General features: G+C 53.5%; 18 protein-coding genes. 10 read left to right on the forward strand and 8 right to left on the reverse strand.

Annotated features, from left to right (window positions below):
- Position 1: 1 nt before the first annotated feature.
- The 7 genes from mrdA (at position 2) to lipA (ending at position 7834) form a co-directional block, all read left to right on the forward strand.
- Positions 2-1906, forward strand: coding sequence for a peptidoglycan DD-transpeptidase MrdA (gene mrdA, locus AAH446_RS05705; RefSeq protein ID WP_342905705.1), 1905 nt, complete (start codon positions 2-4; stop codon positions 1904-1906).
- Positions 1907-1908: 2 nt separating this feature from the next.
- Positions 1909-3021, forward strand: coding sequence for a peptidoglycan glycosyltransferase MrdB (gene mrdB, locus AAH446_RS05710; protein ID WP_342905706.1), 1113 nt, complete (start codon positions 1909-1911; stop codon positions 3019-3021).
- A gap of 11 nt (positions 3022-3032) precedes the next feature.
- Positions 3033-4145, forward strand: a complete 1113-nt coding sequence (gene rlpA / locus AAH446_RS05715) for an endolytic peptidoglycan transglycosylase RlpA (RefSeq protein ID WP_342905707.1) — start codon at positions 3033-3035, stop codon at positions 4143-4145.
- A gap of 141 nt (positions 4146-4286) precedes the next feature.
- The gene (dacA, locus tag AAH446_RS05720; protein ID WP_342905708.1) at positions 4287-5498 is read left to right on the forward strand and encodes a D-alanyl-D-alanine carboxypeptidase DacA; all 1212 of its coding nucleotides are present in this window, start codon (positions 4287-4289) and stop codon (positions 5496-5498) included.
- Positions 5499-5639: 141 nt separating this feature from the next.
- A complete protein-coding gene (gene ybeD / locus AAH446_RS05725) occupies positions 5640-5903 on the forward strand; it encodes a DUF493 family protein YbeD (protein WP_158783723.1) in 264 nt (87 codons plus the stop codon).
- An 83-nt stretch (positions 5904-5986) separates the two neighbouring features.
- Positions 5987-6646 carry a lipoyl(octanoyl) transferase LipB gene (gene lipB / locus AAH446_RS05730; RefSeq protein ID WP_342905709.1) on the forward strand — a complete coding sequence of 220 codons (660 nt, stop codon included), beginning with the start codon at positions 5987-5989 and terminating at the stop codon, positions 6644-6646.
- 222 nt (positions 6647-6868) lie between these two features.
- On the forward strand, positions 6869-7834 hold the full coding sequence (gene lipA / locus AAH446_RS05735; protein WP_342905710.1) for a lipoyl synthase: 966 nt from the start codon (positions 6869-6871) through the stop codon (positions 7832-7834).
- Positions 7835-7944: 110 nt separating this feature from the next.
- Here the strand turns inward: lipA and tatE are convergent, their stop codons facing one another.
- The 6 genes from tatE to AAH446_RS19735 form a co-directional block, all read right to left on the reverse strand.
- Positions 7945-8151, reverse strand: coding sequence for a twin-arginine translocase subunit TatE (gene tatE, locus AAH446_RS05740; RefSeq protein ID WP_342905711.1), 207 nt, complete (start codon positions 8149-8151; stop codon positions 7945-7947).
- Positions 8152-8335: 184 nt separating this feature from the next.
- Positions 8336-9124: a deaminated glutathione amidase gene (locus AAH446_RS05745; protein WP_342905712.1), complete on the reverse strand. Its 789-nt coding sequence runs from the start codon at positions 9122-9124 to the stop codon at positions 8336-8338.
- 108 nt (positions 9125-9232) lie between these two features.
- Positions 9233-9664: a GNAT family N-acetyltransferase gene (locus tag AAH446_RS05750; protein ID WP_342905713.1), complete on the reverse strand. Its 432-nt coding sequence runs from the start codon at positions 9662-9664 to the stop codon at positions 9233-9235.
- 260 nt (positions 9665-9924) lie between these two features.
- Positions 9925-10134 (reverse strand): transcription antiterminator/RNA stability regulator CspE, encoded by a 210-nt coding sequence (cspE, locus tag AAH446_RS05755; RefSeq protein ID WP_004156612.1) that lies wholly within the window; start codon positions 10132-10134, stop codon positions 9925-9927.
- Positions 10135-10284: 150 nt separating this feature from the next.
- Positions 10285-10857: a lipid IV(A) palmitoyltransferase PagP gene (pagP, locus tag AAH446_RS05760; protein ID WP_342905714.1), complete on the reverse strand. Its 573-nt coding sequence runs from the start codon at positions 10855-10857 to the stop codon at positions 10285-10287.
- 789 nt (positions 10858-11646) lie between these two features.
- Positions 11647-11730, reverse strand: a complete 84-nt coding sequence (locus AAH446_RS19735; protein WP_442897173.1) for a small membrane protein YohP — start codon at positions 11728-11730, stop codon at positions 11647-11649.
- Between the two features lie 335 nt (positions 11731-12065).
- Here AAH446_RS19735 and AAH446_RS05765 point away from each other — a divergent pair, with 335 nt between their 5' ends.
- On the forward strand, positions 12066-12311 hold the full coding sequence (locus AAH446_RS05765; RefSeq protein WP_342905715.1) for a hypothetical protein: 246 nt from the start codon (positions 12066-12068) through the stop codon (positions 12309-12311).
- A gap of 58 nt (positions 12312-12369) precedes the next feature.
- Here the strand turns inward: AAH446_RS05765 and AAH446_RS05770 are convergent, their stop codons facing one another.
- Together AAH446_RS05770 and gntT are read right to left on the reverse strand one after the other, a co-directional pair.
- On the reverse strand, positions 12370-13476 hold the full coding sequence (locus AAH446_RS05770; RefSeq protein ID WP_342905716.1) for a hypothetical protein: 1107 nt from the start codon (positions 13474-13476) through the stop codon (positions 12370-12372).
- Between the two features lie 536 nt (positions 13477-14012).
- Positions 14013-15329, reverse strand: coding sequence for a gluconate transporter (gene gntT / locus AAH446_RS05775; RefSeq protein WP_342905717.1), 1317 nt, complete (start codon positions 15327-15329; stop codon positions 14013-14015).
- Positions 15330-16868: 1539 nt separating this feature from the next.
- On the opposite strand from gntT, the gene AAH446_RS05780 reads away from it, so the two are divergent.
- Together AAH446_RS05780 and cydB are read left to right on the forward strand one after the other, a co-directional pair.
- Complete coding sequence (locus AAH446_RS05780) at positions 16869-18296, forward strand: cytochrome ubiquinol oxidase subunit I (protein WP_342905718.1); 1428 nt, start codon at positions 16869-16871, stop codon at positions 18294-18296.
- A gap of 1 nt (position 18297) precedes the next feature.
- Entirely contained in the window at positions 18298-19305 is a 1008-nt protein-coding gene (gene cydB / locus AAH446_RS05785; RefSeq protein ID WP_342905719.1) for a cytochrome d ubiquinol oxidase subunit II, read from the forward strand.
- Positions 19306-19343 lie beyond the last annotated feature (38 nt).

Raw genomic sequence — 19343 nt, forward strand, 5'->3', positions numbered from 1 at the left:
GATGAAATTAAAACGTAACTCATTTCGTGACTATACCGCCGAGCAGACGCTGTTTGTTCGCCGGGCGCTGATCGCTTTTGCAGGGATTTTACTGCTTTCTTCCGTTCTGGTCGCCAATCTGTATCATCTGCAAATCCTCCGTTACAGTGACTACAGTACCCGCTCCAACGCTAACCGCATCAAACTGGTGCCGGTGGCACCCAGCCGTGGGATCATTTTCGATCGCAACGGTATTCCGCTGGCGCTGAACAGGACCATCTATCAGATTGAGCTCGTGCCGGAAAAGGTCGACGATCTGCAAAAGACCTTGCAGGCACTCCGGCCTATCGTCGATCTGACCGATGAGGATCTGGCCGCTTTTGAAAAAGAGCGCAAGCGCTCCCGTCGCTTTACCTCTATTACGATTAAAACCGGGCTGAACGATGTTCAGGTCGCCCGCTTTGCGGTAAATCAGTACGCTTTTCCTGGCGTCGAAGTGAAAGGCTATCAGCGGCGTTACTATCCCTATAGCTCGGCGCTGACGCACGTGCTGGGCTACGTCTCCAAAATTAACGACCGTGATGTCGAACGCCTGGATAAAGAGGGTAAATGGCCTAACTATGCGGCCACCAACGATATCGGCAAGCTGGGCATTGAACGCTATTACGAAGATATGCTGCACGGCAAAACCGGCTTTGAAGAAGTTGAAGTGAATAACCGCGGTCGGGTAATCCGCCAGCTCCATGAACAGCCTCCCCAGGCCGGTCAGGATATCTACCTGACTATTGACCTGGCGCTACAGCAATATATTGAAACCCTACTGGCCGGCAGCCGCGCCGCCGTGGTGGTGACCGATCCCAGAAATGGCGATATTCTTGCCCTGGTTTCTACGCCCAGCTACGACCCAAATCTGTTTGTGGATGGCATCAGCAGCAAGGATTACAACCGGCTGCTCAACGATCCTGACCGGCCGCTGATCAACCGTACCACGCAGGGCGCCTATCCCCCGGCTTCCACCGTGAAGCCTTTTATTGCCGTTTCCGCGCTGACCAGCGGCGTTATCACCAAAAACACCAGCCTGTTCGATCCCGGCTGGTGGCAGCTACCCGGCTCTGAAAAGCGCTTTCGCGACTGGAAGCATTGGGGCCATGGCCGCCTGAACGTCACGAAATCGCTGGAAGAGTCGGCGGATACCTTTTTCTATCAGGTCGCTTACGACATGGGCATCGACCGCCTCTCTGAATGGATGAGCAAATTTGGCTACGGTCATCTTACCGGTATCGATCTGACCGAAGAGACGGCGGGCAACATGCCGACCCGTGAATGGAAGATGAAGCGTTACAAAAAGCCCTGGTATCAGGGCGATACCATCCCGGTCGGCATCGGCCAGGGCTACTGGACGGCCACGCCGGTGCAGATGAACAAAGCGATGATGACGCTAATCAACGACGGTATGGTTAAAACGCCGCACCTGATGAAATCCTATATGGAAAATAATGTGAAGGTGCCGTGGCGTCAGCCGGAATCCGCGCCGATTGCCGATATCCACTCCGGCTACTGGGAGATCGCAAAAGATGGCCTGTACGGTGTGGCGAACCGCCCCAACGGCACCGCACGGAAAAGCTTTTCCGACGCCCCTTATAAAATCGCCGCGAAGTCCGGGACGGCTCAGGTCTATGGCCTGAAGGCGAATGAAACCTATAACGCGCATAAAATTGCCGAACATTTGAGGGACCACAAGCTGATGACGGCCTACGCCCCTTATGAAAACCCCCGCGTGGCGATCGCGATGATTCTGGAGAATGGCGGCGCAGGCCCGGCGGTCGGCACCATCATGCGCCAGATTCTCGATCACATCATGCTCGGGGATAACAATACCAACCTGCCTGACGCCGCCCCGGTGCCGTTGGGCTATGAGGGTGAATAATCATGAATGACCGTCACCAGAAACGTACGATCTGGACCCGAATTCATGTCGACCCGACGTTTTTCCTGCTGATCTCAGCGCTGCTGGTTTTCAGCTGTCTGGTGATGTGGAGCGCCAGCGGACAGGATCCGGGCATGATGGAGCGTAAGCTTGTCCAGGTGGCGATAGGCGTTATCGTGATGCTGGTTATGGCCCAGATCCCGCCCCGCGTTTATGAAGGCTGGGCACCCTATCTTTATATTGTTTGCGTGCTCCTGCTGATTGCCGTGGATGCGTTTGGCCACATCAGTAAAGGGGCACAGCGCTGGCTGGATTTGGGGGTAGTGCGTTTTCAGCCTTCTGAGATTGCCAAAATTGCTGTGCCTTTGATGGTGGCGCGCTTTATCAACCGCGATGTCTGTCCGCCGACGCTGAAAAATACCGGTATCGCGCTGGTGCTGATCTTTATGCCCACGCTGCTGGTTGCGGCCCAGCCCGACCTGGGCACCTCGATCCTGATTGCCTCATCCGGCCTCTTCGTGCTGTTCCTTTCCGGGATGAGCTGGAAACTGATTGCGGTAGCCGTGGCGCTGGTTGCGGCCTTTATTCCCATTTTGTGGTTCTTTCTGATGCATGACTATCAGCGGGATCGCGTCATGATGCTGCTCGATCCGGAAAGCGATCCGCTCGGTGCCGGCTATCACATTATCCAGTCCAAGATTGCTATCGGTTCCGGCGGCCTGCGCGGAAAGGGCTGGCTCCATGGCACCCAGTCCCAGCTGGAGTTTTTGCCGGAACGACATACGGACTTTATTTTCGCCGTGCTGGCAGAAGAGTTAGGATTGGTCGGCGTGCTGGTGCTGCTGGTGCTCTATATTCTGCTGATCATGCGCGGTCTGGTAATGGCCGCCAGAGCCCAGACCACCTTCGGACGGGTCATGGCTGGCGGCCTGATGCTGATTTTCTTCGTCTATGTTTTTGTTAATATCGGCATGGTTAGTGGCATACTGCCGGTAGTCGGGGTTCCCCTGCCGCTGGTCAGCTATGGCGGCTCTGCCCTGATTGTCCTGATGGCCGGATTTGGCATTATTATGTCGATTCATACTCACCGAAAACTGTTATCGAAAAGCGTTTAAGAGGCTTGAACATGCGTAAGGATTGGCTTTGGATTAGCCTGGCGTCAGCGCTGCTGGCAGCCTGTACCACCAGTGACCAGCAGGCGCCAGTCGCGCAACAGCAGGCCGTGTATAACGGTCCTGTCGTTGAAATCGGCGGCGTGGAGCCGCGCTATGAGCCCGTCAATCCGGACACGAATCAGGACTATAGCGTAAATGGAAAGACCTGGCACATCGTCAAAAACCCGGCCAATTTCAGCGAAACGGGACTGGCCTCGTGGTATGGCGAAGAAGCCAACGGCAACCGCACCGCGACCGGTGAACAGTTCGATCCGGAAGCGCTGACCGCCGCGCACCCCACGCTGCCGCTGCCGAGCTATGTCCGCGTGACCAACCTCGCCAACGGACGCCAGATTGTCGTCCGGGTTAACGATCGGGGGCCTTTTACCCCAGGCCGCATCATTGACCTTTCCCGGGCGGCGGGCGACCGGCTGAATATTTCCAATAATACGCGCGTCAAAGTTGACTACATCAGCGTCGCGCCTGACGGCACCCTCTCCGGCCCAGGCACGATTGGGACGACGGTCGCCAAACAGAGCTATGCGCTACCGCCCCGCCCGGAGATTGGCGGAGGCATGACCATCATGGGTGGCAGCGCTTCCGACGCAGCCTCAACTCAGCCTGCACAGTCCCCTACGGAAGCGGTTAACGTCCGTCCGGTGGAGAACAATAGCCTGAGCAGCGAGGATAATATGGGCGCGCCGGTGCGCAGTAGTGGTTTCCTGGGCGCACCTCAGCCGCTGCCTGATGGTGTGATTGAGGGGCCTGAAACGGTCGCCCCAGCCGCGCCAGTCGCGGCGGCTGCCGCCGCTCCGGCCGTCGCCAACAGCCAGTCCGCCGCGGCCTCAGGTAGCTTCGCGGTTCAGGTCGGCGCGCTGCGTGATGGCGCGCGCGCGAAAACGCTGATGCAAACCCTCAGCAAACAGTTCGGCGTGCCGGGCGCGGTAAGCCACCAGGGCGACGTCTATCGCGTTCAGCTCGGGCGGTTTACCTCCCGTCAGCAGGCCAGCGCCCTGCAACAGCGCCTGACCAGCGAGGCAGGCCAGTCATCCTTTATCACCACCGTCGCACCAGACCAAATGTAATGCCTTACCGGCAGGCCGTCAGCTGCTAACAGTTTGATACATCTGTTAACCTTAAGCAGGTAAAGACGGATGCCGGTCAGGACTGCTTTTGCTATAGTGAGTCACTTTTTTAACTCAGCCCACGGATGTTGTAGTCCTTACATGAACAATCTGACTTCCCCAAAAATGCTCAAACGCCTGACGGCAGGATCGCTGATACTGCTCAGCCTCTCCACCTTTGCCCACGCCGATGACGTGAATATCAAAACCATGATCCCCGGTGTGCCAGACATTGATGCTGAAGCCTACGTCCTGATCGACTATAACTCAGGAAAAGTGCTTGCCGAGAAAAATGCCGACGCGCGTCGTGACCCGGCCAGCCTGACAAAAATGATGACCAGCTATGTCATCGGTCAGGCCGTTAAGGCGGGGAAAATTAGTCAGGATGATATTGTGACCGTCGGCAAAGATGCATGGGCAACGGGCAATCCGGTGTTCAAAGGCTCCTCACTGATGTTTCTTAAGCCAGGCGACAGGGTGCCGGTTTCCCAGCTGACCCGCGGTATTGTACTGCAGTCGGGTAATGACGCCTGTGTGGCAATGGCGGATTACGTCGCCGGTAGTCAGGATGCGTTCGTCGGGCTGATGAACAATTACGTTAAAGCGCTTGGCCTGAAAAACAGCCACTTCCAGACCGTTCATGGCCTGGATGCTGACGGGCAGTACAGCTCCGCACGCGATATGGCGCTGATTGGGCGCGCCCTAATCCGTGATGTTCCGGATGAGTATGCTGTCTACAAAGAGAAAGAGTTCACTTATAACAACATTCGTCAGACCAACCGTAACGGTCTGCTGTGGGATACTAACCTGCATGTTGACGGCATCAAGACGGGCCATACCAACGCCGCAGGCTATAACCTGGTGGCGTCGGCAACCGAAGGCCAGATGCGTCTGATTTCTGCCGTAATGGGCGGCCGGACCTATAAAGGACGTGAAACAGAGAGTAAAAAGCTGCTGACCTGGGGCTTCCGCTTCTTTGAAACCGTGGCACCGCTGAAAGCGGGTAAAGAGTTTGCCTCCGAACCGGTCTGGTTTGGCAACAGCGATCGCGTACAGCTGGGCGTGGCGAATGACGTTTATCTGACCATTCCCCGCGGACGTATGAAAGATCTCAAAGCCAGCTATACCCTGAGCAATACGGAGCTTCATGCACCCTTAACCAAAAATCAGGTTGTGGGCACCATTAACTTCCAGCTGGATGGCAAAACGATCGAGCAGCATCCGCTGGTCGTGCTGAACGATATGCCGGAAGGTGGATTCTTTGGCCGCATTGTTGATTACATTAAGCTGATGTTCCACCACTGGTTTGGCTAACGTTTTGCATTTCAGTTGACAGAGTGTCCTGCTAAGCACAGCACTCACCGCTTGATTTCGACATAAATGCCCCCCATATTTGAAGCATCTGTAGACTCCCGCTGCGGCGGGAGTCTTTGTTTTGGCGTTACCGGAGCCCCCATGAAAACCAACCTGAAAGAACTGCTCGAATTCCCAACGCCCTTTACCTATAAAGTAATGGGTCTGGCACAGCCGGAACTGGTTGATCAAGTTGTGGAAGTTGTTCAGCGTCACGCGCCGGGCGACTACTCCCCGGACGTGAAGCCCAGCAGCAAAGGCAACTATCATTCCGTTTCCATCACCATTACTGCGACACATATCGAGCAGGTGGAAACGCTGTATGAAGAGTTAGGTAAAATTGAAATTGTTCGTATGGTGCTGTAAGCACCGTTACCGGCAGAGAGCGTCTGGCTGTTGCTCTCTGCCGGCGCTATACTGCCCTTCACTCTCCTAACGGACCACGCGTTTTGCCGCAGAACACTCTATTTATCCGTCAACTGGGCCTTCAGCCCTGGGCGCCTGTTTCAGAGGCGATGCATCATTTCACCGACCGGCGCAATGATGAGACGCCTGATGAAATCTGGCTGGTTGAACATCCTCCCGTTTTTACGCAGGGCCAGGCTGGTAAGGCGGAGCACTTGCTGATGCCGGGCGATATTCCGGTGATGCAGAGCGATCGCGGCGGCCAGGTGACCTATCACGGTCCTGGTCAGCAGGTAATGTACGTTATGATCAACCTGAAGCGCCGGAAGGTAGGTGTGCGTCAGCTGGTTACCGCGCTGGAACAAACGGTGATTGAGACGCTGGCCCATTTTGCGATTGAGGCCAGAAGCCGTCCCGATGCGCCTGGCGTTTACGTCAGCGATAAAAAAATCTGTTCGCTGGGCCTGCGCATTCGCAACGGCTGTTCATTTCACGGTCTGGCGCTGAATGTGGATATGGACTTAGCGCCCTTTCTGCGCATCAATCCCTGCGGCTATGCTGGCCTGGAGATGACGCAGCTTAGCGCCCTCAAGCCAGGCACGATGCTGGCAGACGTACAGCCGCTGCTGATTGAGCATCTTGCCAGACTGCTTCATATCGACAGCGTCCGCTGGCACGAGGGCGAAAGCCTGCCTGAAGCGTGACCGTACGTGCGGATTTACAATTACGTCACATTTTCTGTCGCGGGCTGGCTGAAACTCGCCCGGCGAGATGATATAATTTTTGCGCTTTTATCAAAAAAAGTTGAAGACCTCAATCTGAAGCATTCACGATGCGGTCATTCCCCATCCTGAGGGATGACGGTTCAACAACTCACTGAGTTTTATGCGGACCTCAGCGCATGCCAACCTGGAATTTGCAAGATTATGAGTAAACCCATTCAGATGGAACGCGGCGTAAAATACCGCGACGCAGACAAAATGGCCCTGATCCCGGTAAAAACGGTGGTCACCGAGCGCACGGAGATTTTACGCAAGCCGGAGTGGATGAAAATCAAGCTCCCGGCTGACTCCAGCCGCATTCAGGGCATTAAGGCTGCCATGCGAAAAAATGGCCTGCACTCCGTCTGTGAAGAGGCCTCCTGCCCTAACCTTGCAGAATGTTTTAACCACGGCACCGCGACCTTTATGATCCTCGGGGCTATCTGCACCCGCCGCTGCCCGTTCTGCGACGTGGCACATGGCCGTCCGGTTGCGCCCGACGCCAACGAGCCTGAAAAGCTGGCGCAGACCATCGCGGATATGGGGCTTCGCTATGTGGTGATCACTTCCGTTGACCGCGACGATTTACGTGACGGCGGCGCTCAGCATTTTGCTGACTGTATCACGGCCATTCGCGCTAAAAACCCCACGATAAAAATCGAAACGCTGGTGCCTGACTTCCGTGGACGTATGGATCGTGCGCTGGATATTCTTACCGCCACGCCACCGGATGTTTTCAACCATAACCTTGAAAACGTGCCGCGCGTTTACCGTCAGGTTCGCCCCGGCGCCAATTACGAGTGGTCGCTGAAGCTGCTTGAGCGTTTCAAAGAAGCGCACCCTGATGTGCCGACTAAATCGGGACTGATGGTCGGCCTGGGCGAAACCAATGCAGAGATCGTGGAAGTGATGCGCGATCTGCGCCGCCACGGCGTAACTATGCTTACCCTGGGTCAGTATCTGCAGCCAAGCCGTCATCACCTGCCGGTACAGCGCTACGTCAGCCCGGCGGAGTTTGACGAGATGAAAGAGGCCGCGCTGGAGATGGGCTTTACCCACGCAGCCTGCGGCCCCTTTGTCCGCTCTTCCTATCATGCGGATATGCAGGCGAAAGGACTGGAAGTGAAATAAATCATCAGGCGTGATGCTAACGCCCTGCGGGTTACACTCATTTACACTTTCGGCACCGCATAAAAAAACGGATGATTTTATCATCCGTTTTTTTATTGCCTGCGGGGCGATTACTCTTTGTGCGTTACCTGCCCGGCCGGCTTCTCATCTGCCACAGACGCTTTCTGCACGGCAGCATCATCTTCACTCATCGCCTTTTTAAACCCTTTGATCGCTGCGCCAAGATCGCCACCAAGGCTACGCAACTTATTCGTTCCAAAGAGTAAAACGATCAGAGCACCGACAATCAGCAGTTTGGCAATACTGATACCTTCCATACTTACCTTCTTTAATTAACCCGAAAAAGATTAAGGTCATAGTCAGAGCCTGTATTAACGCGCGGTTGATCGGTTAATACAACTGCAATCTGTAACAGAGTAATATCGGCTCCCCGCAGGAAAAGCGCTGACGTCAGGAGACGCTGATCCACCGGTGCCTCTCTTTGCTCCGCCACTTCGTGTTTTATTTCAGTTCAGGAGGGGCAAAACGGCAATTTTCGAGCACCGGCAGCACGCTCCGGGCATGAGCGATACGGGCAGGATCCAGCACGGCAAAGATCAGTCCTGCTCCTTCACCCGCTTTAACAGTTGCGACACCCAGCGGATCGACCACCAGACTGTTGCCAATATTTCGCGGGCCACACTCGCCGACCGCGACCATATAACAGGTATTTTCCAGCGCGCGGGCTGTCACCAGCACTTCCCAGTGCATCTCTTTCAGCGGGCCTCTGACCCAGGCGGCCGGCAGCACCAGTACGTCGGCCCCTTCCAGCGCCAGGCGGCGCGCCAGTTCAGGAAAACGCACGTCATAGCAGGTCATCAGCCCCACTTTCATGCCGGCCACCTCGACCAGCGGCGGCACTTTACTGCCAGAAATAACCTTCCGTGATTCCTGCATAGCGAAGGCGTCATAAAGATGCAGTTTTTCATAGCGCGCAACGATCTCTCCATCCCGCACCACAACCAGCACATTCTTTACTTTCCCTTCCTGAGCAGGAACATGGACAGTCATGATCGTGGTCAGCTGATTATTCCGGCTGGCGGCAAGTATCCTTTTCAGAAAAGGGCCATCCAGCGGCTGGGCTGCCTGAATAACCCGGTCGGGATCGCTTATATCCTGTGCCAGTACAGCTTCCGGCAGCAGCAGCAGGTCGGCTTCGCCCGCCAGCGCCCGCCTCATCAGGCTGATGCAGGTTTCGCTATTGTCCTGCCAGTCGCGGCTGACCGCAAACTGCCCAAGTGCAACTTTCATATTGATGCTCCCTGAAGGGCCTGCTCGCCAGACGCTGACAGAGCCGGATGCGCTCTTATCCCGTACAGGTCGATTGTGGAAGTGATAGCAAGCGTCTTGCCTGCGTGGTTAAATCTGGGCCAGAGGCTTTATCAGGTAACGCGGTGACTCTCTGTAGCCTTCCCGCTCATAGAAAGCATTAGCCTTGATACGGCGCTCATGGCAGTGTACCTCCAGACGATCGCAGCCGTGCGCCCCGGCCAGCTGTTCTGCGAACTGGAGCAGCTGTTGTCCCGCCCCTTTACTTCTTTCACCTTCGGCGATACAAAAATAGCTGATGCGGGCAAAATCCCCCGCCAGCGCCAGCTGGGGAATAAAGTGCAGCGAAAGAAAGCCGAGAATGGTTTCTCCCTGTTCGGCAATCAGCAGGCGCTCAGTGGGATCGTCGATAAGCTGTTCCAGCCGCCGTCCGATAAACGTTTCCGTCCCCTCATAGCCAAGTTCAGCTAACAATGCACTCAGTGCAAAACTGTCATTCGCCTGCGCAAAGCGGATCTTCATCGTTCTCTCCTGTTATGAGCCTGCTTACTATGAGGGGGATCGGTTTATCACCTATTGTTATAGCCTTCAGCCAGGGTTTAGCAAGCAGGCTATGTTAAGCGGATGTAATAAAGGATGAATGCGGTAGCAGGAGGTAAGCCTTTTCGCTGCAACCTTTTTATCTGCCAGCAGTAAGAAGTCTCATTTGCTGGAGGAAAAGTGAAGTATCAGGCAAAAAAAAACCCGCCAGTCGGCGGGTTTTTAGAATTCTGTCTGATAACTTAAATGGCGGCAACGTTAGCAGCAGATGGGCCTTTGGCACCGTTGGTGATTTCGAACTCTACGCGCTGACCTTCAGCGAGAGTTTTGAAACCGTTGCTCTGGATGGCAGAGAAGTGTACGAACACATCTTTGCTACCATCTTCAGGAGTAATGAAACCGAATCCTTTGGACTCATTAAACCACTTAACGCTACCTTTGATCTTAGACATCTATATTACCTTTACATGAAAAATGGACACTAAACTGTGTCGGCAGTTAGTACAGCAATTGCCGAGGCTTTTGTCCAGTAGTCAGTGACGAAAAAGTGATAAATATCGCCTTTTTTGCCGGTACAAGATGATTTCAATGCAGCTCCCTGGTCAAAACTGCCAGCGGAACCAGGCAAAGAAGACGTTGCCGTTATTGTGTGTGCCTGGAATATAAGTCATCTGGAAGGTCGCCTTGTTGTAACCTATTGATGCGAGAGGCAGCAAGGCAGGAACCGGGATATATTTCCAGTTGTCGCGCGCCGTGATCCCGGCCGTATAGCCCAGCCCAAGGCGAAAATTATCATCGTCCAGCGGCCGCCAGATCTTTTCCCAGCCGTAGCCGCCAAAGGGTTCCCATTTGTTGAAGGAATCCTTAAAGGCCATCACATAGAGGCCGTTCCAGTTGCCCTTATCGTCATAGCGCGACATGCCGCCGCCCGCTCCCCAGGGACGCTCATTGTACTTATCAATATGCTCGCGATCGTAAGTAGCCCGGTTATGCCAGGTGATGGCGGGCACATAGAGGTCGTAGTGCTCCGGCTCATTCCAGGTCGTAGCAACTTTACCGCTGAAACTTTGCCAGGTATTGGAGATCCCCTCACCCAACGTGATGGCTTGCGCCGTTCCGGCAGTAGTGAGTAACAATAATAAAAGGGTAATCGGTAGAGTAAGAGTTAACTTCATGTGGTGCCGTGCCAGTGAGTACTATCAGTAGAAATAGAAAACCAGCTTTCTCATGAAAGCCGGTTCCCGCATCCAGCTATAGTAAGGCCGCCTACATGAACGCTCAATAAATAGACTTATGTTATTTTAACACCGCGTCTCAAAATACTGGAAACATTCAGCGCGTTAATGCTTAACACCGCCGTAATATTTTGCCTCTCCTGGTCTGAATGAGGGAGCGAATCTCAACAAAAATCACAGTCCCTTAAAGCGCATTAAATAAACATGACAGCTGAAATCGATTTTAAACTGGTTTTTTCTTTCATCTAATGGGAAATAAACAGGATTAAAGAAAGAAATTTTATCGTGAATACGCTCACTTTTCATTCTACCTGCGGCTGCGAACAGCTTAAAATCAAGTTGTTAGAAGTGAACATCCCCCTCAATAATTAATAAATAAAATTTATCATTTTTTTGACGCATTTTGATAAAATAAATGCTGGTGACGTACCAGATTTGTAGCGAAAGGGAGAAGCGTGTCGTGATCATGCGTTGCGGGCAATGTGGATGTGGTAAATTTTTGTTTTCGACTCGCGGTAGTCGTTATGGCAATCATCATGGCGCAGTTTGCGCAAACTGCCATAAGCCGATGACTTTGCTGGATACGCCTTATTACGCGGCGGCAGGAGGACCTGTTTCCCGACGTAAAAAAAGCGCGCTTATCAGAAAGAGCGATCGACAGCCATCAAAGGGAATATCGTCACAGGCTAAAGGGTAACGGGGAGAAGCTTCCCCGTTACGGGGAGGCGTTTAGAACAGGATTTTAAACACGCCAGTCAGCGTCAGCAGGCCCACAATAAAAATAATTGCGATGATCCAGAGTATTATCTTCATTCCATTTTCCTCACCAAATTAAAAAAGTCACTACAGTGTAGCCACTTAAGTGTAGAAGAAGATGTGCGGTTACGCTTTCAGCTAAGCGTTAAGCTTACGGGCGATGCTGGAAAAAATCACCCTGGTGCTTTTACCACATTACATTGTTATCAAAGGGTTAGATAAATAGATCCTGCTCGTTTCTGCGAGCTTTTTTTCGCGATAGCGATCACGCTCTGCGCTTTGTTTACAGAAAATTCTTAGATGCGCAGGCCCGCCCTGGCTAGAATTATGGCAGTCATTTGCTATGGACTCACTTGCTATGACTTATCCACGATGGTTAACAAGGAGATCATATGAGCACCATTAACAGCAGTATGGGCCGTTACAGCCTGAAAGCGAAAAACGCAGGTAATCATATCCACGGGTTTATTGCTATCAATGATGAAGGCGGTTCACAGCTTACGCGGCAGGAGTTCGATGAACATTACCTGGACGATGTGGTAAATAACGTTATCTTCCCCGTCACCGGCGGTAACCGCGCCATCGCGAATGCGTTCCGGGAAGAGATGGTGAAAGCGGGATTTGAGCAACCTCATTAACCCCAGTACCCGCAGGGCCTCGCAGGAGGCCCTTTTCGCGTTATGCTGCGAGCAGAACTCAGGACTGAGGCGTGGGGTCTTCTGCTTTATTCAACTCTCCGGTCTCCGTTTTGCCTGCGGCGTCATCCAGTTCAAAGTTCCTGTGCAGCCGCTTGCTGACCAGAAAAACCGGCGTGGCAAGGAACAGCAGCAGGCTTCCCGCCATGCCGCAAATCAGCAGGCTGATGCTCCCTGACCATCCTTCCCCGGCCGTCAGCCCCGCGACCACCATAGAGAGTATAAAAAAGAAGGAGAGCGTAATACTGATCGGCCAGATATTGGTGATATCCATATCGCTCAGCGCCATTTTGACCGGTTTTACCGCCTGCCTTTCTGCTTCATTCTCTGCCCGGATGGCAACCTTCAGTGCCTCCAGATCCACGCAGGGAGCAATAAAATCTTCCGCAGGCTGAGGCTGATAAAGCTCATCGAAAACACGGCTTACTGGCGGAAAGGTTAGCGGCCAGCTGCCGCTGTGCACGCCATAGGTTTTTAACGCGGGCAGAGAGATGCGCGGCCACTGTATGGGCTGCAGATAACGGTCATTAAGCACCACCCAGCTCTGTCGCGTATTTCCCCGCGTAACATGATAAAGGCGGAAACGATCGGCTGGCGGATAGTTAAGGTTGCTGACGCGGGCAGACATTAACGGGATATGTCGCTGGCGACAATAATTTACCCGGCTCTGTCCCTGCGCCGCCAGCAGCACGCCCAGAGAAGCAATAAAGTAAAAGGACGTGCTCTCCGCCGCGAATGGCCCGTTAAGGTGTTCAGCCAGTCGGGCCTCGCTGTTCGCATTCAGATGCTCAGGCCACCAGCGCCAGCTGCGCCCGATAACATGTTCCGTCGGCACCTGAAAAACGCCCAGGGGCTCGGTTTCCGCCGGCAGCCGGGCAAAGGGGAAAACTTTGCTGAAAAAGGTGAGCGCATCATCGGGACCGTCCCACTCCCCGCTCGCCTCAAGACCATGCAGGTTGCCCGTCAGCTCGCCCCAGCCGTTTTTTCCGAGTGTATCAATCTGATATTTAGTGTCCGCAAGGCGTTTTCCGAACGTGACGATCTCCGGGGCGATCCCCACGAATTTCAGTTCGGGCACGATATGCGCGTTACTCTGTTCACTTTCCATACTGCAATAGTCCCCAAAGGCAGCTGCCCGCAAACCAGTTCACGGTATCAGGAGAATCAAACCGTTAACGCAAAGGTTAAGGAAATAAAAACGCGCCGGGCAGCCTGCCTCGCAGAGGCGGCAGAATAGTGTCATCAGATTACGTGTGATCCGGGCCCGGTCAAAATTTGGCTTTAGTAAAAAAAATCAAATAATTTCAAGGCGATAGTATACTTACTAAAAGATATTGATGGCAACTTCCCGCGTCATTTTCCTCTTTTTCCCAGAGACGACTGAAAATGGTCAGGCCAGTTTGCTGACGCGCAAGAATTAGCTTCTTGAAATTAAACGGTAAAAAACAGCAGTGTGAATGCCTTTCGGCAAGAGGAAGAATAATTTCATTACCTTCCGGCAGTGACCTGCAGGAGACAAAAGCCAGACAGGACAAAAAACAAGCGAAGGGGGACAGGGAAATAAAGGCAAGCAGAAAGCAGAAAGCAGAAAGCAGAAAGCAGAAACAGTATGCCGCCGCAACGGCGGCATACTGGCTAAACAGATCAGATAACGGCCTGTAGCGCCAGACACCCTATCAGGCCACACACGGCGATAATGGTTTCCAGCACTGACCACGAGCGCATCGTTTCGCCAATGGTCAGGTTAAAATACTCTTTAAACAACCAGAATCCCGGATCGTTAACGTGTGAGAAGATTACGCTGCCGGAGCCCACGGCAATAACCATCAGTTCCGGACTAACGCCGGTGGTTGCGATAATCGGGGCGACGATACCGCCAGCGGTGATCGCCGCCACCGTAGCTGACCCCAGCGCAATGCGCAGCGCGGCAGCGATAGACCAGGCCATCAGGATCGGAGAGACGGTGCTCCCTTCCATCATCGCAGCGATATATTTATCGACGCCGCTGTCTACCAGAACCTGCTTAAACGCCCCGCCGCCGCCAATAATCAGCAGCATCATCGCGATAATCTTAATGGATTCAGTCAGCGTATCCATTACCTGATCCATCGTCCGGCCACGGTTAAGGCCGAAGGTAAACAGGGCGATCAGCACGGCAATCAGCGTAGCCATGATCGGGTCGCCAAAAAATTCCGCATAGGCCAGTAAGCCGTGCCCTTTCGGCAGCACCATCTCGGCAACGGCGCGAAGCGCCATCAGCACTACAGGAACAAGAGCCGTCCAGACGCTGACGCCAAAGCTTGGCATCTCTGCTTCGGTAAAGGTTTTTGGATTATAGAGGCCTTCAGGAATGGGCTTATCGATGTTTTTCAGGAAACGCGCAAAGACGGGCCCTGCCAGGATCACGGTAGGGATGGCCAGTAGTGTCCCAAACAGAAGTGTTTTCCCCATATCGGCGTGGAACAGCGTGGCGATGGCTGTCGGGCCTGGATGAGGCGGTAAAAAGCCGTGGGTTACGGAGAGCGCGGCCGCCATCGGCACGCCAACAAAAAGCAGAGGAACGCGGGCGGAGGCGGCGATAGTCAGCACCAGCGGCAGCATCAGCACGAAGCCCACCTCATAAAACAGGGCGAAACCTACGGTAAAGCCCGTCAGGACCACCGCCCACTGAATGTGCTTCTCGCCAAACTTCGCGATCAGCGTGGTGGCGATACGCTGCGCGCCGCCGCAGTCAGCCAGCAATTTGCCCAGCATGGCGCCAAAGCCCATGATCAGCGCCAGTCCGCCGAGGGTTCCGCCCACGCCCGCTTTTATCGAGCCGATAACTTTATCGACCGGCATTCCCTGCATGACGCCTACCGCCAGCGCGACCAGGATCAGCGCGATAAATCCGTTCAGTCTGAATCGTATCATCAGCAGCAGCAGCAGCAGGACGCCAATCGCAACAATGACTAAAGGCATAGTTTTTCTTCTCCGGTGCGTATAGCCTGCCCGACAGACAGACTTACGTTATTTTTCCCTTACTGCTCAGCCGCAGCGGGTGATTGTTAGAGGGTAGCAGAGCCGTACTCTGGTGTTGTTACCGGGAACATGTTAACGGTAACATCCCACTACGGAAACGTTGTGCCAACGGGAAATTTACATTTTGGGAGAGAGATCAAACTTTCAGGAGTAAATGGGAAACCGGAAACGCCTTCTGGCGCGCCTGACCATCAAACGACCGCCAGGTTGCTCTTTATGATCCTGCCGACAGGCTCCCTGTCTCCTTTTTTAAGCTCCGACCCGGATCGCATACTGCCTTCTTATGCTGTTAATGCCAGTTCATGGCGCTCTGCTTCAGTTTATACGAGATGAGAAATACCTTCTGTTTGCAGTCATAAGCTTGTAACCCGCAATAGCCCCTCTGGAAATGATTGGTTTTTTCCGGGCGAGCACAGCGTCGCTGATGCTTTATTAAGTAAACAGAACGCAGAGAAATTAGAATAGAAGATAACTCACCCTAAAGAGCGTCTTCAGTTAAAAGCTACGGTGATGGGTCTATTCCGGAGCATCTGACGTGAGCTTGCAGAAATAATTTTATCCGGCCATCAGGAAATGGCTTATGGTCAGTTAAAACCTGTAGATCGCCTATTTTTCCGAAGATGCGCGATCAGAATGCGAGAGGCGCTATAATTGGGACTTTCCTCTTCTAATCCCCTGTTATATTTAGCTCTGAATTTATCTGCCGCTTAACTTTACTCCGGCACTTTTTATAATGTTTTCATCCGGAAGAGGTCATCTCATCAGGTTAGTTCATAGCGCTCTCTCGCCGGGGCATTGAGGATGACTCTTCCACCAAAAATTAAGACCCTGATCTAAAACAAGCACAGGTAAAGTAAACCCGGCCAACATGTAACAAAATGCTTCACGGTGAAACTGATTACATCGGTAAACGTTAACATTTACCGTCTTTTGCAAAATCCGCAGTTGCGTCCCCCTCCCCTTTGCCAGGAAGAGCCTGGCTGCTAAAGGATCCCACGCAGCGCGCTTCGTTGTTACAAACCGGTCACATTAATACCCTTACCAGCTTTGCATGCCCGTCCCTCAGTCCCAGTCACTGCGAAGCGATTAACGGCAAGATAAAAAGTTTTATTCACCGCAGATGTTATAAATCGCGCACTCTGTGAAAACGCTCAGTCCCGCTTCGCTTAACGCACTGCACTGAGCGTAACGGTAGCCGGCAACACATTATTTTTACATCAAAAAACCAAAATGAATAATCGTATTAACAATAGGGAAAAATAATTTAACGAAAAAGGGAAACAAATCTTCGCAAAGTTCTATGCTGTTATAGGTAAGAAAGGCCTTACTGTTTCTTCTCCTTCACCTGTTTTGGTCTCAGGATCAAACCTTCGATGAAATTACCCATTAATGGCACGATAACGTGCTGACCAGGCACGCTTTGGTTAACGGTGGGTAAATAATAAAGAAAGGGCAGTGTATGTTAGATCGAGGTAAGCAATGTTTGGATTAGATGCATTTGAACTGGCAAGGATACAATTCGCCTTCACCGTTTCCTTCCATATAATCTTTCCGGCTATCACCATCGGCCTCGCCAGCTTCCTGGCGGTGCTCGAAGGTCTGTGGCTGAAAACCAGAAACCAGGATTATCGCGATCTCTATCACTTCTGGTCGAAAATCTTCGCCGTCAACTTCGGTATGGGCGTGGTTTCGGGACTGGTAATGGCTTATCAGTTCGGCACCAACTGGAGCGGTTTCTCCCAGTTTGCCGGGAGCGTGACCGGTCCCCTGCTCACCTACGAGGTGCTGACCGCCTTCTTCCTCGAAGCGGGCTTTTTGGGGGTGATGCTTTTTGGCTGGAATCGCGTGGGGCCAGGGCTGCATTTCTTCGCCACCTGTATGGTTGCGCTGGGCACGCTTATCTCAACCTTCTGGATACTCGCCTCTAACAGCTGGATGCATACGCCTCAGGGCTACGCGATTCAGGACGGCATCGTCATCCCGGTAGACTGGTTCAAAATTATTTTTAACCCGTCATTCCCTTACCGGCTATTGCATATGTCGACTGCCGCCTTCCTGGCCAGCGCCTTTTTCGTCGGGGCGTCTGCCGCCTGGCACCTGCTGCGTAAAAACGACACGCCGGCTATCCGTAAAATGCTCTCTATGGCGATGTGGATGGCGCTGATCGTGGCCCCGATTCAGGCGATGATTGGCGATGCTCACGGCCTGAATACGCTGAAGCATCAGCCGGCTAAAATCGCCGCCATCGAAGGGCACTGGGAGAACGTCGCCAATGAGCCGACGCCGCTTATCCTCTTTGGCCTGCCGGATATGGAGGAGGAAAGAACCAAATATGCGCTGGAAATCCCCTATCTGGGCAGCCTGATCCTGACGCATAGCCTGGACAAACAGATTCCGGCGCTGAAGAGCTTTCCGAAAGAAGACCGGCCCAACTCCACTATTATTTTCTGGTCCTTCCGCGTCATGGTCGCGCTTGGCTTGCTGATGATACTGCTGGGCACCATCAGTCTCTGGCTACGCTTTCGCGATCGTCTCTACACTTCCCGCCCCTTCTTGTGGTTTGCGCTGCTGATGGGGCCCTCGGGGGTACTCGCCATTCTGGCGGGCTGGTTCACCACCGAAATAGGTCGTCAGCCCTGGGTGGTTTATGGCCTTATGCGCACCCGGGATGCCGTTTCCGCCCATGGTGAAATGCATATGAGCCTCAGCCTGCTCGCCTTTATCCTCGTTTACTCATCGGTATTCGGCGTGGGCTATATCTACCTGATCAATCTGATCAAGAAAGGCCCTAAACCGGGCGAAGGCAGTGATGAACCTGAAGGCGGCCCTGGCACGCGGCATACGCCTGCACGCCCGTTGTCTGCCGTGAAGGAAAAAATTCATACGCCGGAAGAAGAGGGGAAATAACGTGGGTATCGATCTCTCAATTATCTGGTTCGCCATCATCGTCTTTTCGACCCTGATGTATATCGTGATGGATGGTTTCGACCTGGGCATCGGTATCCTGTTTCCGTTTAATAAGGATGCCGGCGAGCGGGACATGATGGTTAACACCGTTGCGCCAGTCTGGGATGGTAACGAAACCTGGCTGGTGCTGGGCGGTGCCGGGCTTTTCGGCGCCTTTCCGCTTGCCTACGCGGTCATTATCGATGCGCTCTCCGTCCCGCTGACCATTATGCTGATTGGTCTGATTTTTCGGGGTGTGGCCTTTGAGTTCCGCTTTAAAGCGACCGAAGAGCACCGGGCGTTCTGGGACAAATCCTTTATTGCCGGATCCTATATCGCCACCTTCAGTCAGGGGGTGGTGCTGGGCTCCTTTATTAACGGCTTTGAGGTGACTAACCGCGCCTACAGCGGGCCTGAACTGCTGTGGCTGACGCCTTTTGCGCTCTTCTGCGGGCTTGGTCTGGTGGTTGCCTATGCCCTGCTGGGCAGTACCTGGCTTATCATGAAAACCGAGAATGAACTGCACCGCAAAATGACCGCGCTGACCAGACCGCTGCTGCTGGTCCTGCTGGCCATTATTGCCGTGGTGAGTGTCTGGACGCCGTTACAGCATGCGAACATTATGCATCGCTGGTTTACGCTGCCTAACCTGTTCTGGTTCCTGCCGGTGCCGGTGCTGGTGCTGCTGGTCTCCTGGTCGCTGCTGCGGGCGCTGAAGCGTCACGCGCACTATTCGCCGTTCCTGCTGACGCTCGCGCTGGTTTTCCTGGGCTTTACCGGGCTTGGCATCAGCATCTGGCCAAATATCATTCCGCCCAACATTACCATCTGGATGGCAGCCTCTCCGCCTCAGAGCCAGGGCTTTATGCTGGTGGGCGGCCTGCTGATCATTCCGGTTATCCTGGTTTACACCTTCTGGAGCTACTACGTGTTCCGCGGGAAAATCAAACCGGATGAAGGTTATCACTGATGATGTCGTCCGGCGTCTGCCGGGCCGCATGGGCCGGG

Source organism: Erwinia psychrophila (assembly GCF_039023475.1).
In the GTDB taxonomy this organism is placed as follows: Bacteria; Pseudomonadota; Gammaproteobacteria; order Enterobacterales; family Enterobacteriaceae; genus Erwinia.